This window comes from Sinomicrobium endophyticum (genome assembly GCF_052983315.1).
This window is the reverse complement of the sequence record NZ_JBRKIS010000039.1, coordinates 184,148-200,260: the sequence shown is the minus strand read 5'-3', so window position 1 is coordinate 200,260 and position 16,113 is coordinate 184,148. Positions and strand designations below refer to the sequence as shown.

11 protein-coding genes are annotated in these 16,113 nt (G+C 44.9%); 7 read left to right on the top strand and 4 right to left on the bottom strand.

The window, feature by feature from the left end:
- Nucleotides 1-52 precede the first annotated feature (52 nt).
- A complete protein-coding gene (gene dnaE, locus ACVBDU_RS14500) occupies nt 53-4,435 on the top strand; it encodes a DNA polymerase III subunit alpha (RefSeq protein WP_447180452.1) in 4,383 nt (1,460 codons plus the stop codon).
- A 20-nt stretch (nt 4,436-4,455) separates the two neighbouring features.
- On the top strand, nt 4,456-5,700 hold the full coding sequence (locus ACVBDU_RS14495; RefSeq protein WP_447180451.1) for a BaiN/RdsA family NAD(P)/FAD-dependent oxidoreductase: 1,245 nt from the start codon (nt 4,456-4,458) through the stop codon (nt 5,698-5,700).
- 155 nt (nt 5,701-5,855) lie between these two features.
- Here ACVBDU_RS14495 and ACVBDU_RS14490 read toward each other — a convergent pair whose 3' ends face one another.
- Complete coding sequence (locus tag ACVBDU_RS14490; protein WP_447180450.1) at nt 5,856-6,320, bottom strand: DUF4168 domain-containing protein; 465 nt, start codon at nt 6,318-6,320, stop codon at nt 5,856-5,858.
- 175 nt (nt 6,321-6,495) lie between these two features.
- On the opposite strand from ACVBDU_RS14490, the gene ACVBDU_RS14485 reads away from it, so the two are divergent.
- The 4 genes from ACVBDU_RS14485 to ACVBDU_RS14470 all read left to right on the top strand — a co-directional run bounded on the left by ACVBDU_RS14485 (nt 6,496) and on the right by ACVBDU_RS14470 (nt 10,839).
- Nucleotides 6,496-7,578 (top strand): diphosphomevalonate decarboxylase, encoded by a 1,083-nt coding sequence (locus ACVBDU_RS14485; protein WP_447180449.1) that lies wholly within the window; start codon nt 6,496-6,498, stop codon nt 7,576-7,578.
- Between the two features lie 129 nt (nt 7,579-7,707).
- Nucleotides 7,708-8,646 (top strand): mevalonate kinase family protein, encoded by a 939-nt coding sequence (locus ACVBDU_RS14480; RefSeq protein WP_447180448.1) that lies wholly within the window; start codon nt 7,708-7,710, stop codon nt 8,644-8,646.
- A 370-nt stretch (nt 8,647-9,016) separates the two neighbouring features.
- The gene (locus tag ACVBDU_RS14475) at nt 9,017-9,925 is read left to right on the top strand and encodes a geranylgeranylglycerol-phosphate geranylgeranyltransferase (RefSeq protein WP_447180447.1); all 909 of its coding nucleotides are present in this window, start codon (nt 9,017-9,019) and stop codon (nt 9,923-9,925) included.
- An 86-nt stretch (nt 9,926-10,011) separates the two neighbouring features.
- The gene (locus ACVBDU_RS14470; RefSeq protein ID WP_447180446.1) at nt 10,012-10,839 is read left to right on the top strand and encodes a pseudouridine synthase; all 828 of its coding nucleotides are present in this window, start codon (nt 10,012-10,014) and stop codon (nt 10,837-10,839) included.
- Nucleotides 10,840-11,011: 172 nt separating this feature from the next.
- On the opposite strand, the gene ACVBDU_RS14465 is transcribed toward ACVBDU_RS14470, so the two are convergent.
- The 3 genes from ACVBDU_RS14465 to ACVBDU_RS14455 all read right to left on the bottom strand — a co-directional run bounded on the left by ACVBDU_RS14465 (nt 11,012) and on the right by ACVBDU_RS14455 (nt 14,679).
- A complete protein-coding gene (locus ACVBDU_RS14465; protein WP_447180445.1) occupies nt 11,012-12,496 on the bottom strand; it encodes a cellulose synthase family protein in 1,485 nt (494 codons plus the stop codon).
- Between the two features lie 548 nt (nt 12,497-13,044).
- A complete protein-coding gene (locus ACVBDU_RS14460; RefSeq protein WP_447180444.1) occupies nt 13,045-13,347 on the bottom strand; it encodes a hypothetical protein in 303 nt (100 codons plus the stop codon).
- Nucleotides 13,348-13,437: 90 nt separating this feature from the next.
- A complete protein-coding gene (locus ACVBDU_RS14455) occupies nt 13,438-14,679 on the bottom strand; it encodes a 3-deoxy-D-manno-octulosonic acid transferase (RefSeq protein ID WP_447180443.1) in 1,242 nt (413 codons plus the stop codon).
- A gap of 282 nt (nt 14,680-14,961) precedes the next feature.
- Between ACVBDU_RS14455 and ACVBDU_RS14450 the strand changes: the two genes are divergently transcribed.
- Nucleotides 14,962-16,095, top strand: coding sequence for a DegT/DnrJ/EryC1/StrS family aminotransferase (locus ACVBDU_RS14450; protein ID WP_447180442.1), 1,134 nt, complete (start codon nt 14,962-14,964; stop codon nt 16,093-16,095).
- The last annotated feature ends 18 nt before the right edge of the window (nt 16,096-16,113 follow it).

The window sequence follows — 16,113 nt, the reverse complement described above, 5'->3', positions numbered from 1 at the left end:
CCGTAATCGTAAAAAATCCTGCCTCTGGCAGACCACACAAACCACAACCCTTATGTACCTTATTTTCGATACCGAGACTACCGGATTGCCAAAACGCTGGGATGCCCCGTTAACCGATACGGATAACTGGCCCCGTTGCGTGCAGATAGCCTGGCAGTTACATGACGATATGGGGAACCTCGTAGAACACGGGGACTACCTTGTGAAGCCCGAAGGATTTAATATTCCTTTTGATGCGGAACGGGTGCATGGAATATCTACCGAGCTCGCTGAAGAAGAAGGTGTGAGGCTTAGGGAAACACTGGAAAAATTTAATACCGCCCTGGGAAAAACCAAATTTATAGTCGGGCAGAATGTAGGGTTTGATGTTAATATCATGGGGTGCGAATTTTATCGGGAAGGAATGGATTCGCCCCTTTCTTCCCTGCCCGTGCTGGACACCTGTACGGAAATCACGGCGGAATTTTGCCGTATACCGGGAGGTCGCGGCGGAAAATTTAAGCTTCCCACGCTGACCGAGCTCCACGAAAAACTCTTTGGAGAGGCATTTGGCGAAGCCCACAATGCCACGGCCGATGTGGAAGCCACTACACGCTGTTTCTTTGAGCTTATCCGTATAGGAGAAGGATTTACCGAAGAAGAGCTTGACGTACTCCCGGGGTATTTTGAAAGATTTCGCGAAGCCAATCCGCAGGAGATACAGCTTATAGGGCTGGAACACATTAACCTGAAAGCTGCTTCCGATGCCATTCGCAAGAGGATACAGAAAGAACAGGGCACGGATATTTCCAGGCAGGAACTGGAGGAAAACAAGGAAGAACTCAAAAAGCTCGACTTTGTACACCTGCACAACCACACACAGTTTTCGGTATTGCAGGCTACTTCCAGCCTGCCCGATATGGTTGCCGCCGCTGCCCGTGAGAAAATGCCCGCTGTAGCCCTTACCGATCACGGTAACATGATGGGAGCTTTTCATTTTGTTAAAGAGATAGGTAACTATAACAAGGCGGTAAAAGCAAGGAATGCAGAGGCGGTGGAGAAGGGAGAAGAGGCTGTTGAAGTAGAGATAAAACCCATTGTGGGGTGTGAATTTTATGTGTGTGAGAACCACCTGGATAAGAGCCGTAAAGACAACGGTTACCAGGTAGTTATGCTGGCAAAGAACAAAAGAGGGTATCACAACCTGGCAAAGATGTCCTCCGTAGCGTATACGCAGGGGTTTTATTATGTGCCCAGGATTGACAAGAAAGTTGTTGAGAAATACAAGGAAGACATTATCGTACTTACCGGTAACCTTTACGGTGAAGTGCCCGGTAAAATACTGAATGTCGGGGAAAACCAGGCAGAAGAAGCCCTGTTGTGGTGGAGGGAGCAGTTCGGAGAAGACCTCTACATAGAACTGATGCGCCACGGACAGGAAGACGAGGACAGGGTAAACAATGTCCTTGTGCAGTTTGCCAGGAAGCACGACATAAAAATGGTAGCTACCAATAATACCTTTTATATTACCAAAGAAGATGCCAATGCGCACGATATTCTTCTCTGTGTAAAAGACGGGGAAAAACAGGCTACACCTATCGGGAGAGGACGAGGATACCGTTACGGTCTGCCGAACCAGGAATATTATTTTAAGTCCGGGGAAGAGATGAAAACCCTTTTTGCCGATCTTCCGGAAGCTATTTCCAATATCCGGGAAGTAGTGGATAAGATAGAGCCTTATGAATTGGCGAGGGACGTGTTACTGCCAAAGTTTAATATACCGGAGCAGTTCCAGGATGCACAGGATAATGAAGACGGGGGGAAAAGAGGAGAGAATGCCTATCTGCGGCATCTTACCTATGAAGGGGCCAAGAGGAGATACCCGGAGATTACCGAGGAAATAAGGGAACGTCTCGACTTTGAACTGAGCGTTATCGAACGTACAGGATATCCCGGGTACTTTCTTATTGTACAGGACTTTATCGCTGCGGCAAGGGATATGGGAGTCTCCGTAGGACCCGGCCGTGGCTCGGCAGCAGGTTCGGCAGTTGCATACTGTCTCGGCATTACGAATCTCGATCCCATAGCTTACGATCTCCTTTTTGAGCGTTTCCTCAACCCGGACCGGGTGTCCATGCCCGATATCGATATCGACTTTGACGATGAAGGGCGAAGCAGGGTTATGGATTACGTTATAGAGAAATACGGGGCAAACCAGGTAGCCCAGATCATTACCTACGGTACTATGGCGGCCAAATCTTCCATCCGGGATACAGCCAGGGTGCTGGACCTTCCCCTGGGAGATGCCGACAGGATAGCCAAGCTCATTCCCAATATGAAGCTGGCCAAAATATTTTCTTTGGATGACAATAAGCTGAAAGCCAGTCTCCGTTCGGATGAACTCTTAAAGGTAAACGAACTGAAAAACCTTGCCGAAGGAGCTGATCTCGAAGCACAGACGATAAAACAGGCACAGATACTGGAAGGTTCCGTACGGAATACCGGGATACATGCCTGTGGAGTTATCATTACCCCGGACGATATAACCAATTTTGTCCCGGTGTCCATAGCCAAAGATTCCGACCTGTACGTTACACAGTTTGACAACTCTGTGGTGGAAAGTGCGGGCTTGCTGAAGATGGACTTCCTCGGGTTGAAAACACTGACCCTGATCAAGGATACGGTAAAGCTTGTGAAATACAAGCACGATATAGACCTCAACCCGGATGATTTTCCGCTGGACGATCAAAAGACATACGAGCTCTTTCAGCGCGGGGAAACGGTGGGGATATTCCAGTACGAATCCCCCGGGATGCAGAAATACATGAAGGAACTGAAGCCGACGGTCTTTGCCGACCTCATAGCCATGAACGCGCTGTACCGTCCGGGACCTCTGGAATACATCCCCAGTTTTATCAACCGGAAACACGGTAAAGAGGAAATTACTTACGATCTTTCTGCAATGGAAGAGTACCTGCAGGAAACCTACGGTATTACGGTTTACCAGGAGCAGGTGATGTTGCTGTCGCAAAAACTCGCCGGGTTTACCAAAGGTGAAGCGGACGTATTGCGGAAGGCGATGGGGAAAAAGATATTTGCCCTGCTGGAACAGTTAAAACCAAAATTCCTGGACGGCGGGGAAAAGAACGGTCACGACAGGGCTGTCCTGGAAAAAGTATGGAAAGACTGGGAAGCTTTTGCCAGTTATGCCTTTAATAAAAGTCACTCTACCTGCTATGCCTGGATCGGTTACCAGACAGCATACCTGAAAGCCAACTATCCTGCGGAATATATGGCAGCAGTACTTTCCAACAACATGAACGATATCAAATCGGTCTCCTTCTTCCTGGAAGAATGTAAGCGTATGGGGCTGAATGTTCTCGGGCCTGATGTAAACGAATCCTTTTACAAATTTACCGTAAACAAAGACAATGCCATACGTTTTGGAATGGGTGCCATTAAGGGAGTTGGCCGTGGCGCTGTAGAAACCATTGTGGAGAACAGGGAATCCGGGCCGTACCGCTCCGTATTTGACCTGGCCAAGCGGTTAGATCTTCGGGCTGCCAATAAAAAAGCATTTGAAAATCTCGCCCTTGCCGGTGGTTTCGATTCTTTTGATGAAACGCACCGCGCCCAGTATTTTCACGATGAAGGTGATGGTATTGTTTTTCTGGAAAAAGTAATGCGTTATGCTGCCAAATACCAGGAAAACGAAAACTCCTCACAGGTGAGCCTTTTCGGAGAAGCCAGTGAAGTACAGATCCCCGAACCCGTGGTGCCGCCTTGTGAAGAATGGGGGACCATGGAAAAACTCCGACGGGAGAAAGAGGTTGTAGGGATATATATATCCGGCCATCCGCTGGACGATTTCAAAACCGAAATGCGTTATTTCTGCAACGGTAGTTTAGGTCTGCTGAACGAACTGGAGAACTATACCAACAGAGAACTTTCGCTGGCGGGGATCATAGCCGATGTGCAACACAGGACTTCCAAGAACGGTAAAGGATGGGGTATTTTTATTGTAGAAGATTATACCGATAGTTACGAGTTTAAGATCTTCGGAGAGGAATATCTCAAATTCAGGCATTTCCTGATGGTGAATTCCTTTATCTATATGAAAGTGTTTATCCGCGAAGGCTGGGTCAACAGGGATACCGGTCAGCGGGGAGATCCCCGCCTGCAGTTCAACAGCATGCAGTTGTTGCAGGATGTTATGGAGGCCTATGCAAGAAAATTGACCATACATCTTAATATCGAAGACCTGGAAGATTCCAAGATCCGGGTGCTCAGGGACATCATACAAGAGCATAAGGGAGATCACGCGCTGAGCTTTACAGTGTATAAAATGGATGAAAAACTAAAACTCTACATGCCCAGCCGGAAGAAAAAGGTGCGTATTTCGAACGAACTCCTTACGGAACTGAGCAAGAGTGACCTGGTGTATAAGCTGAACTAATTTCCTGCAAAGAGATAAGGATGTCAAAAGATGCGGATGTAATTATTGCGGGAGGCGGAGCGGCGGGTTTTTTTGCCGCTGCCCATATAGTGGAGGCCCTGCCGGGAACAAGGATAGTGATATTGGAGAAAAGCGGGGAAGTGCTTTCTAAAGTGAAAATATCCGGCGGCGGGCGATGTAATGTCACCCATGCCGAATTTGCCCCGCGCGAACTGGCAGCCAATTATCCTCGGGGACAAAGAGAACTGCTGGGGCCTTTCCATTCTTTTTGCAGCGGAGATACGGTGGAGTTTTTCGAAAACAGGGGGGTGACATTGAAAACAGAAGAAGATGGGCGTATGTTTCCCGAAACCGATTCGTCACAGACCATTATCGATTGCCTGGTCCGGGAAACCGTGCAACGTGGAGTAAAGGTCCGTACCGGGCATGCTATAAAACAGGTACGATCCGTGGAAAACGGTTGGGAGCTCGTGACAGCCAAAGGTGATTTTACCTGCCGTAAACTTCTCATAGCTACCGGAAGCAGTCCGAAAATGTGGGATATCATCCGACAACTGGGGCATAGCATAGTGCCTCCTGTTCCTTCGCTTTTTACTTTTCATATAAAAGACCCGCGTATTTCCGGGCTTATGGGACTGTCCGCGGAGGTGTCTATCCGGTTGTCAGGGCAAAAGAATCCTATGACCTTCGAAGGTCCTTTGCTTATAACGCACTGGGGACTTAGTGGTCCTGCCGTTCTGAAATTATCGGCATGGGCGGCCCGGGAATTGCACGATTGTGATTATAAATTCTCCATAGAAGTTAATTGGTTGCATCAGGTTGCCTTTACGGAAGCGATGGAGATTTTAAAAGATGTCAAGGAAGTTAGCGGGAAAAAGAATATTTTCTCTTCCGGACCTTTTGACCTTCCGAAAAGATTGTGGGTAAAACTCGCGGAAGCATCGGGGATTTCCGAAGATATGCGATGGGCGGAAATACGGAAAGGATTGCTGGAAAACCTCGCCGGGCAACTGACCAAAAGCATTTTTTGCGTAGATGGAAAAAGTACCTTTAAGGAAGAGTTTGTTACTGCCGGTGGGGTGGACCTGAAAGAGATAGACTTTAAGACCTTCGAAAGCAAAATCCGGAAGAACCTTTTTTTTGCAGGAGAAGTGCTCAATATAGATGCCGTTACCGGGGGATTTAATTTTCAGAACGCATGGACCGGGGGATATATGGCCGCTATGGCGATAACAGAAGGTCTGTCAGGAGAAAAAACAGAATAAGAAAAGAGACGTCCGAAAAGCACTTAATCGGTTGTTCCGGGGACAGGTAAAGGCTTTGTATGGCCGGGACCCGTATGTTTCCCCGAACAGAATGCTTGAATAGCTTTTCAGACGATCTCTTTTTCTGTAGTGTTGTCTGCCAGACGGTGAGCGGGTTACTGCTGTTGTGTCAACAATGCCTGTAAACGTTGTTGTAGTTCCGTATCGGTCTGTAGCGCTACTGCAACTTCCTGGTAACGGTCGAGGGAAATACCTTCATTGGTTATGGCGTCTTCCATCTGTTTTTGAAAGCCGGATTGCATTTCCTGCATTTTATTCATTACCACGCCGAATTTTTCTTTTTCATCCGTACTGGCTTCTGCTTCTTTCTCGGGAGATTGTGACGCTTCGTATAATTCGTTGAAACGATCTATGTCAAAACCATTGTCTTCTACGGTTTTTACCATTTCCTGTTGGGCTTTTACATTAACTTCCTGTACTCCCTGAAAAGCTGAAGCTATTTTACCCAGTTCATCATCTGATACATCTACTTTTTTCTGCTCTGCTGTTTGTGCGAAAGCGGTAGCGCCTACCATTAAAAAACAGATGAGAGTAGATTTTAATTTGCCTGAAAATTTCATTTTTGTAGGAATTTTAATTGTTTTCTTTTGGCCGAAACTACAATAATATGTAGTGAATGCCAAAATTATGCTCAATTTAACAGTAACTTAACGACGGTCCGGATTTTATCACTCCCGTACTTTTGGGTGTAGGAAAGTATGGAAAGCACTATCTTTGCACAAATTTTACGGACTGATGACAGAAAAGGACTTTATGCCTTCCGGATACCGGGCTACCATAGAAACGGGAAATTTTACCTGGAGATCACCAAGCAATATAGCCCTGGTGAAATACTGGGGTAAGCGGGGCGAGCAGTTGCCGGCAAACCCTTCCGTTAGTTTTACGCTGGACACTTGTGCCACGACAACAACTCTGCGCTTCAAAAAGCGAAAACAACCGGCCTCCGGTTTTGGTTTTGACCTGCTTTTCGAAGGGAAAGCAAGGGAAGATTTTAAACCCAAGATAAATGATTTTTTCGGACGTATAGAAAAATATATGCCTTTTTTGAGGCACTATCATTTTACGATAGAAACATCCAATTCCTTTCCCCACAGTAGCGGAATAGCTTCTTCGGCGAGTGGAATGAGTGCCCTGGCGCTATGCCTGATGTCTATGGAAAAAGAGATGTCCCCGGATATGCCGGAGGAGAATTTTTACCGGAAAGCGTCTTTTCTGGCGAGGCTCGGCTCCGGTAGCGCATGCCGCAGTATAGAAGGCGGGCTGGTCGTATGGGGAAGCCATCCCGGAGTAACCGGGAGTACAGATCTTTACGGTATTTCTTACCCGGAAGAAGTGCATCCCGTATTCCGAACCTACCAGGATACCATATTACTGGTAGACCGGGGAGAAAAGCAGGTGAGCAGTACTGCGGGTCACGGCCTTATGCACGGACATCCCTTTGCGGAACGCCGTTTTGCGCAGGCCGGTGAAAACCTCTCGAAACTGCAACAGGTACTTCGTGAGGGAGATATGACAGGTTTTACGAAAATCGTGGAAAGTGAAGCTCTTACCCTGCATGCCATGATGATGACCGGGAGTCCGTATTTTATACTGATGAGCCCTGCGACCCTGCAGGTCATTCGTAAAATATGGGATTTCCGTAAGAAATCCGGTTCTAATGTTTGTTTTACCCTGGATGCAGGGGCAAACGTGCATGTTTTATACCCGGAAGAGGAAAAAAATGAGGTGATGGAATTTATTAATAATGAGTTGGTTGCATATTGTGAAAAGGGACAGTATATTTGCGACCGAATTGGCGGAGGGGCCGGACTTTTATAAAAAAAGCGATAATCTGTCTGACAGATAATAGTATTTATTTGCGAAAAATAGTACTAAAATGCAATAAAAATTGTTGTCGCCGTTAAATTTGTGTATCTTTATAAAGCTTAGGCCGAAATTTTAAAGAGGATGAAAGGACCATTATTTTATTCAAAAATACTGCTCTTCGGGGAGTATGGTATCATTAAGGACTCCAAAGGGTTGTCCATTCCTTATAACTTTTACAACGGGGCGCTGAAAACTGCTAAAGAACTTTCCAAAGAGGTGTCCGAATCTAATTTAAGCCTGAAGCGATTTGCGGATTACCTGATGAGCCTGCAAACCGAAAAGCCCGGCCTGGTGACTTTTGATATAGAAAAGCTGAAGGAAGATGTGGCGGAAGGGATGTACTTCGACAGCAGTATACCCCAGGGTTACGGGGTAGGTAGCAGCGGTGCGCTGGTAGCGGCGATTTACGATAAATATGCCAACGATAAGATCACCATACTGGAAAATCTTACCAGGGATAAATTGTTGAAACTAAAAAATATATTCGGGGAAATGGAGTCTTTTTTCCATGGAAAATCATCCGGACTGGACCCTCTGAATAGTTATCTCAGCATTCCCATACTGATCAATTCCAAAGATAATATAGAACCTGCGGGCATACCTTCCCAAAAGAAAGACGGTAAAGGAGCGGTTTTTCTGCTGGACAGCGGTATGGTCGGTGAAACAGCCCCCATGATCCATATTTTTATGGAAAATATGAAGCAGGAAGGATTCCGGAAAATGATTAAAGATCAGTTTATCAAACACACCGACGCCTGTGTGGAAGATTTTCTAAAAGGAGATGTAAAATCCCTTTTCGGAAATATCAAACAACTGTCGCACGTGGTCCTGGATAACTTTAAGCCCATGATCCCCGCACAGTTCCATAAACTGTGGAAGCATGGTATCGAGACTAACGAATACTACCTGAAACTTTGCGGTTCGGGAGGAGGAGGATATATTCTCGGTTTTACACAGGATATCGATAGGGCCAGAAAAGCCCTTAAGGACTACAACCTGGAAGTGGTCTACAACTTCTGAATTACATAAATAATCGGGAAAGTAATATGTATTAGGACAAACGTGTCATAATTGCGTAATTCTATGTTTAAGGTTTGTTGCCGGTTACCGGTTTCCCGGTTGTTGATTAGTTCGGAGTTGGTTAGTTAGGGAGTTGAAACGGGAAACCTCCCCTGCAAAACTCCCAACTTAGCGCCCAATATCTTTGATCTTCATCAATCACCACAAATCTCAGGTTCTCCTCGTCTCTTTGTCTCCCTGTATATGATGTGTTTGCCCTGCAATACGTATGAAAAGAATATTGCTTTCCGTATATTAGCCGTATCTATTCCGGAAACACACATTACCGTTTCCGGTTTTATTTTCGTATAAGGCCGTAAAAATTGAAGATGTGCAGCTATCCAGGAAAAACAAACTGCTATTGTTAAAGCTTCTGAGTATCTTTTCCGTGGTCCGGGGGTATAACATTCTCGCTATTGTTATTGCCCAGTACCTCACCTCCATTTATATTCTCGCTCCGGAAAAGCCGCTTATGCAGGTGGCCCTGGACGGTAATCTTTTTGCTATCGTAGCCGCTTCGGCACTTGCCATTGCATCCGGGTACATTATCAATAATTTTTACGATGCGGAAAAGGACCTGATTAACCGTCCGAGAAAAACCATGCTCGATCGCCTTATCAGTCAACGAACAAAGTTGACATCCTATTTTATACTTAATTTTGCTTCGGTGATCTTTGCCAGTTATGTGTCTTTTCGCGCGGTAGCTTTTTTTTCGGTATATATTTTTGCGCTGTGGTTCTATTCGCATAAGCTGAAACGGATTCCCATGATAGGGAATATAATTTCCTCCGTTTTGGCGATCACTCCTTTTTTTGCCGTATTTATTTATTACAAGAATTTTGCAACGGTTATTTTCGTACATGCAATCTTCCTCTTCCTTATTATCCTGATACGGGATATGGTGAAAGACCTTGAAAATATTAAGGGAGACCTGGCGCAGGGATATAAAACGATTCCCATTATTTACGGAGAAAGGGCCTCCAAAAGTATAATTACACTGCTGGCATTTATTACCTGGCTCCCTACTTATTTACTGATAGCAACTTTTGAAATAGGCCATATGGACATTTTCTTTTATAGTTGTTTCCTGTTGCTCCTGTTGTTTTTGGTGCTGATGTGGAAAGCGTCTTCCAAGAAAGATTACCTGGTGCTGCACAACATTCTCAAATTTATCATTATCGCCGGGGTGTTCAGTATCCTGCTGATAGACATCGACCTGGTGCTGAACCGTATCCTGTAAAGATTAAAAAGATAAGCTCCCGGTTTTCAAAAATAACGTGTAATGCAGTTAAGGACTAATATCTTATCTTTGCCAAAAAACAGGACATGAGCAGAACAGATAAGAACAGGAGAGGAAAGGTATCCGGAAGACAGGGAGGAGAACGCAAGGAAAGCTATGCCAGGGGTAATGCGCCGATACGGAAAAAGCCCCTGTTGAAAAATCCGGATGAAATACGGTTGAATAAGTATATATCCAATGCGGGGATCTGTTCGCGCCGGGATGCGGATATTTATATTGCTGCGGGTAATGTGTCTGTAAACGGAGAGCCGGTGACCGAGCTCGGGTATAAGGTAAAGCTGACAGATGAGGTCCGTTTTGACGGAAAGGTGATCCGCCCGGAGAAGAAAGAATACGTGCTCCTGAACAAGCCGAAAGGCTTTATCACCACAACGAAGGACGAACGGGGACGGAGAACGGTTATGGAACTGGTGTCTAATGCTTCCAAATCCAAATTGCTGCCTGTCGGGCGGCTGGATCGTAATACCACAGGATTGCTGTTATTTACCAATGACGGGGACCTGGCCAAAAAGCTTACCCATCCTAAACACGGAGTCCGGAAGATATACCACGTAGAACTGGATAAGAACCTTAAGCAGGAAGACCTGGTAAAAATACAACAGGGACTTACCCTGGATGACGGCTTCATTGAGGTAGACGAGGTGAGTTACATAGAAAATACACCTAAACGTGAAGTAGGGATCAAGATACACAGTGGTAAAAACCGTATCGTTCGCAGGATATTCGAACATCTGGAGTATGATGTGATTAAACTGGACCGGGTTATTTTTGCCGGACTTACCAAGAAAGACCTTCCCAGGGGGCACTGGCGTCCCCTTACGCAGCAGGAGGTTATTAACCTGAAAATGCTGTAGTCAACTGCCACAGTATCGGAACGGAGTATTTAATCCCGATAATTATCGGGACACTTAGTGTGTAAAAGTCATCCGGACTGGTTAATGAAAAACAGAAAAGGGCCATATTTAAAGGGCCCTTTTCTGTTTTTTTATCTTCGGTTCGGGTTTTATACCCCGAAAATTCCCGTTTCTAAACTTTCGAGGTCAGGGATTTGAAGAACACAAATCCGAAACCGAGAAACAGCATAACGTGGAATGGGAACAACCCGTAATCGTTCAGCGATATGGCGCTGTACATGCCAAAGAGGAAATAAAAGGCAAGAACAGCTTCCAGCATGGTATTGGGAGATATCTTTTCATGGAGATATTTATTGCCTTTCCAGCTGTCTGCAAGAGTTTTGATATTGAATTTCGGCGTCCTTACAAATTCACTTCTTTTACCCATATGCCCTTCTAAAACCGCTACGGAATTGTGCAGGGAAAAGCCCATGGCTACAGAGAAAAAAGTAAAGAACATTTTTATATAGTCTATAAAATTATCAAATCCGCTGCCCTGAATATTTTTATAAGTAAACCAGTAACATACGAATAAAATGATCGTACTTGCTATAAAGAAGCTGGTAACTTCAAAGAGCCAGTCAAGATGTCCGAAAGTGTTTTTGATGTAGAGCATGGGGATGCTGAGCAAAGCCACTGTAAATACGCATAGGAACATGGAGCTGTTAAGCAGGTGGAGAACACCGTGAAGCTTGGTTTTAAACGGGATATTCTTTGCAGTGATAACCCGGGTTACCGTTTTCCGGAAGTTTTCGGCGCCTCCTTTGTTCCAGCGGAACTGTTGCGAACGGGCGGCACTGATAACTACCGGAAGTTCAGCCGGGGTTTCTACATCTTCAAGGTATTTGAATTTCCAGTTTTTGAGCTGTGCCCTGTAGCTGAGGTCCAGGTCTTCGGTGAGTGTGTCCCCTTCCCAGTTTCCGGCGTCTATAATACACGCTTTGCGCCATATCCCTGCCGTGCCGTTAAAGTTGATAAAGTGTCCTTTGCTGTTACGTCCTACCTGCTCCAGGGTAAAGTGGGCATCCAGGGCAAAGGCCTGTATTTTGGTAAGGAGAGAGTAGTCCCGGTTGAGGTGTCCCCAACGGGTTTGTACCACGCCTATTTCCGGATCTTTAAAATAGATTACCGTTTTCTTGAGCCAGTCGTTGTCCGGCAGGAAATCGGCATCAAAAATAGCTATAAACTCTCCTTTGGCTATTTTTAAGCCTTCCTTTAATGCGCCCGCTTTAAAGCCCTGGCGATTTTCTCTCCGGATGTGCTGAATATCGAGCCCGGTTTCCTGGAGTTTAACGATTTGTTTGGCCGTTTCGGTTACCGATTCGTCCGTAGAGTCATCCAGTACCTGTATTTCCAGTTTGTTTTGCGGATATTCTATCTTAGCGATATTTTCCAGAAGCCGCTCTACCACATATTCCTCATTGTAAATAGGAAGCTGAATAGTGACATAAGGTATCTCTCTGGAATCCAGTAAATTGAACTTGGGGGCCACATCGTTTTTTCGTTTGTGTCCCAGGTAATTGAAAAGCAGGTTTAACTGCGCCAGACTGTAAAAGAAAATAAGTAATAAAGCTATGCTGTATACAGCAATGGCAATGTATGAAAGTGTTAGCACCATTTAGATTTTTTTAAACTGTACTTGAATATCCAACCCAAAATTTAACGGCGGCAAAGATAGGACCTTTTACGGTTCCCGAAACTTTTCGGGTAACTATTCCGGTTTTATAACGATCTGGTACTTCGTTATATAGGTACTTCCTTGCTCCTTATGTTCATTTTCAGTGCTTTAAATCCGCCGAATTTACTTTCCCGAGGTTTTAAAAGAACGGGAAAGTGTACCGTACATGTACAGCGGATACACCTTTGTCAATTAGCCGGGGGTAGTCAGGATAACTGTTGTCATTAGATACGAGCATATCTGATGTTTTGGATGTTTTTCCGGATATTTTTTATGGTTTACAGGTTACAAGAGTATCCGAAAAGGTCAGCGTTTTTATTAAATCTGCAAAACATACAAAGCAGGGTTGTGAAGAAATGTAAAATGCAAATATCTGGCAGTTAAAAACTTATTTATCGGCAAACTTTGCAAATTTCTTACGGACACACACAAAAAAACCCACCGTATCATTACGGCAGGCTTTTCTGTACAAATATTTTTCAGTTTATTTATTTATTGTTGTCAATTTCTTCTTCAATTTTCTCACCGGTCTTTTGGACTTTTTTCTTTACCGTATCGGCTGCTTTTTTTGTTTCATCCCAGGCGTCTTCCGTGGCTTCCTTGGTGTCGTCCCAGGTGTCTTTGGCGGCATCTTTGGTGTTGTCCCAGGCATCTTCCGCCTTATCTCCGGCCTCATCCATAGTTTCTTCTATTTTATCTCCGGCGTCTTCTTTTTTCTTGGTGTCCCTGCAGGATGCAAGGGAAATTGCAAATAGAGCCAATAAAACCATACTTAAAGATACTTTTTTCATAATCTGAATGTTTTTTACGCGTTAATGAATAGAAAAGTCCGGAAAATTAATTCGCATTCTTTCCAAATGGACCCCTCTTTAACTTACCTGTTATAATGATATACGTAAAAAATGGAGTATTTGGATTACAGCACCTGTATTTTTTTTAACATAAAGTGAGTTGATTTGCCCGGTTTCTTTTCTGAGTGATTCCTCTTTAATCAGTTGCAGCGAGGTCTCAAAAAGCTGGTTTTTGTCGGAAACGGAAAGTACTCCACCCAGTTTTACAAGCTCATTGGCTTCTTTGAATTTGCAGTAGTTTTTGCCGATAATTACCGGAATCCCGAAAACCGCAGGTTCGAGTATATTGTGTAGTCCTGTAGTGCCCATGCCGCCACCCACATATGCTATATCGGCATAACTGTATATTCTGGTCAATATCCCGATGGTGTCAATGATGATGACATCGTAATCCGGTAAATGGTATTTTTCTCTTTCGGAATAAAGTACGGTCTTTTTGCGAATGGATTTTAGCAGGTTCTCATGGTGTGCAGGTTTTATATTATGCGGGGCCAGGGCAAATTTAATGCCTTGCGGAGTATTGTTTATCATTTCGGTAAGCAATTCTTCGTCTTCCGGCCAGGTACTGCCCGCTACAAAGCAGAGTTTACCATTCTTGAATGTTTCCATAAACGCAAGCGTATTGTCCCGGTGCAGGATCTCCTCTACCCGGTCCAGGCGTGTATCGCCGCTAACGGTTACCCGGTCTATGCCTGTGCTTTTAAGCAGGTTTGCGGAATTTTCATCCTGTACGAAAAAATGGCGGAATGTTTGGAGAGAATGTCGCATAAATCCGCCGTAAGGTTTAAAGAACAACTGGTCTTTACGGAATATGGCAGAGATAAGAATAGTGTTTATTTTTCGTTCTCTGAGTTCGGAAAGGTAATTCGGCCAGAATTCGTACTTGACAAACACGGCGAGTTCGGGCTTTACAATATGGAGGAATTTTTTTGCATTCTTCCTGGTGTCCAGGGGCAGGTAGGTAATAATATCTGCGGCTTTACTGCCCTTTTTTACCTCGTATCCGGAAGGGGAAAAAAAAGTTACCAGTATTTTGCGGTCCGGGAATTCGGCTCTGATCTTTTCAATGACAGGGAGCCCCTGTTCGAATTCGCCGAGGGAAGCCGTGTGAAACCAGATAATCCTGTCGCCCGGGATTATTCTTTTTTGAAGATCGGTAAATACCGTTTTTCTGCCGTAGACAAAAAGTTTTATTTTTTTGTTGAACAAGGCTATGATCTTCAGCAGGAAGCCTGTAACGGAGATCAGGATGTTGTATATAAAAGACAGCATGGTGTAACCGGAATTTGAGGAACGGGACAGAATCCTGTTCTTTGGCTGCTAAAATACATTACTTTCTGCAAACCTGCGGAGTAAAACCGAATTTTCGGGATCGAAGAAATTCATTCCCCATTCATTGGCAGACGTTCCTTTATTTCGTAATATTGTTTGGTTTTTAGTGATGTTTTTCAGCCGTTGATGTGTGAATAGTATTCCTTTGAATGACCTGCAGTATGAACTTTTATACGAAGCGGGTGCTTTTCGTGTGCGGCGCGTAATTTAAATACAAATATAGTGAAGAAGATACAGATGGTAGACCTCAAAGGTCAGTACGAATTTATCAAAGATACCGTAGATCGTTCCATAGCGGAAGTTATAAGCTCAACGGCATTTATCAACGGCCCGGAAGTAAGGGGATTTCAGAAAGAACTGGAAGAATATCTCGGGGTAAAGCACGTTATTCCCTGTGCCAACGGTACGGATGCCCTTCAGATAGCCATGATGGGGCTTGGTCTGGAACCGGGAGACGAGGTGATCACGGCCGATTTTACTTTTGCAGCTACCGTAGAGGTAATTGCCCTGCTTCAGCTTACCCCGGTACTTGTAGATGTGGAACCGGATACTTTTAATATAGACCCCGATGCCATACGCAAAGCCATAACACCGAAAACAAAAGCCATAGTGCCGGTGCACCTTTTCGGCCAGTGTGCCAATATGGATGTCATCATGGAAATAGCAAAGGAGCACAACCTCTATGTTATTGAAGATAATGCACAGGGGATAGGGGCTACCTATACCTTTAACGATGGTAAAAAGGTAAAAACCGGCGCCATAGGAGATGTGGCGGCTACTTCATTCTTTCCGTCCAAAAACCTGGGGTGCTACGGGGATGGCGGAGCTATCTTTACCAATGACGACAACCTGGCGCATATTATAAGAGGAGTCGTTAATCACGGGATGTACGAGCGCTATCACCACGATGTGGTCGGCGTAAATTCGCGGCTCGATTCCATACAGGCAGCCGTGCTGCGTGCCAAACTGCCCCTGCTGGATACTTATAATGAAAAACGAAAAGAGGCCGCTGCAAAATATAACAAGGCATTTGAAGGGGAAGATAAAATAGTAACCCCTGTTCTGGTAGGAGAAGCCGATTCACACGTATACCACCAGTACACCCTGAAAGTAAAAGGCGCGGACAGGGATGCATTGGTAGCATTCCTGGGAGAACACGAAATACCTTGCGGCGTGTATTACCCGATACCCCTGCACAGACAAAAAGCATACCTGGACGAAAGATATAAAGAAGAAGAATTTACCGTGACCAATAAGCTGGTGGAAGAAGTGATATCCCTGCCTATGCATACGGAACTGGACGATGAGCAGATAGAATACATTACATCCAAAATAAAGGAATTTATAAACCGATAAAGAATTAACCCGATAAAG

Coding starts and splice junctions, on each gene's coding strand:
- dnaE (WP_447180452.1), top strand. CDS start 53: ATGTACCTTATTTTCGATACCGAGACTACCGGATTGCCAAAACGCTGG.
- ACVBDU_RS14495 (WP_447180451.1), top strand. CDS start 4,456: ATGTCAAAAGATGCGGATGTAATTATTGCGGGAGGCGGAGCGGCGGGT.
- ACVBDU_RS14490 (WP_447180450.1), bottom strand. CDS start 6,320: ATGAAATTTTCAGGCAAATTAAAATCTACTCTCATCTGTTTTTTAATG.
- ACVBDU_RS14485 (WP_447180449.1), top strand. CDS start 6,496: ATGACAGAAAAGGACTTTATGCCTTCCGGATACCGGGCTACCATAGAA.
- ACVBDU_RS14480 (WP_447180448.1), top strand. CDS start 7,708: ATGAAAGGACCATTATTTTATTCAAAAATACTGCTCTTCGGGGAGTAT.
- ACVBDU_RS14470 (WP_447180446.1), top strand. CDS start 10,012: ATGAGCAGAACAGATAAGAACAGGAGAGGAAAGGTATCCGGAAGACAG.
- ACVBDU_RS14465 (WP_447180445.1), bottom strand. CDS start 12,496: ATGGTGCTAACACTTTCATACATTGCCATTGCTGTATACAGCATAGCT.
- ACVBDU_RS14460 (WP_447180444.1), bottom strand. CDS start 13,347: ATGAAAAAAGTATCTTTAAGTATGGTTTTATTGGCTCTATTTGCAATT.
- ACVBDU_RS14455 (WP_447180443.1), bottom strand. CDS start 14,679: ATGCTGTCTTTTATATACAACATCCTGATCTCCGTTACAGGCTTCCTG.